This window comes from Lacisediminihabitans sp. H27-G8, from assembly GCF_046156175.1.
In the GTDB taxonomy this organism is placed as follows: domain Bacteria; phylum Actinomycetota; class Actinomycetes; order Actinomycetales; family Microbacteriaceae; genus Lacisediminihabitans.
In genome coordinates, this window is the sequence record NZ_JAYLVL010000019.1 from 1 (window position 1) to 774 (window position 774).

At 60.5% G+C, this 774-nt stretch carries 1 protein-coding gene; it reads right to left on the reverse strand.

Annotated features, from left to right (window positions below; all coding sequences use genetic code 11):
- Nucleotides 1-22 precede the first annotated feature (22 nt).
- The coding region (locus VLI63_RS17645) for an IS3 family transposase (RefSeq protein WP_409158159.1) at nt 23-774 on the reverse strand (752 nt) is incomplete at its 5' end.

The window sequence follows — 774 nt, forward strand, 5'->3', positions numbered from 1 at the left end:
TGAATCGCCCTGGGTTTCGTTCCTAGGTGTTCTCTTGGGAAGCGGTCGCTTCCAAGAGTGATTCGGTTTCAGCGTAGTAGTCGGTCTCGGCTTCAATGGGGGTGCGGTAATCGAGCTCAGAGTGAAGGCGCTGGTTGTTCCACCACCACACCCATTCCAGGGTTGCGAGTTCGACTTGCTCGACCGTGCGCCAAGGCCCGCGAGCTCGGATCAGCTCCGACTTATAGAGCGCGTTGAGCGCCTCGGCCATCGCATTATCGTATGAATCGCCGACGGTTCCAGTTGAGGGGATCGCGCCGAGTTCCATGATCCGATCCGTGTATACCAACGACATGTAGTTCGACCCGTGGTCCGAATGGTGCGTCAGCCCGGTGAGATCTCCACCCGCATCGAAGGCGGCCATGTCCAGGGCCTGCAGCGGCAGGATGTCGGCTTTCAGTGTGGCGGCGACGTTCCAGCCGACGATGCGGCGGGAGAAGACGTCGGTGACGAACGCGACATAGGCGAATCCCTGCCAAGTGCGCACATACGTGACGTCAACGACCCAAAGCCGGCGTGGTGCATCAGCACGAAAACGTCGCTGCACTAGATCAGTCGGGCGTTTGCCGGCGGGATCCGATTTGGTGGTGAACACTCGTTTCGAGCGTTTCACCCCGCGCAGCCCAAGGGATCGCATGAGTCGGCCCGTCTGATCCCTGCCGATGCTCCAACCTTGTCGCCCCAGCAGTCGGTGCATTTTCCGCACCCCGTAGACGCCGTAGTTCTCCGCATGCA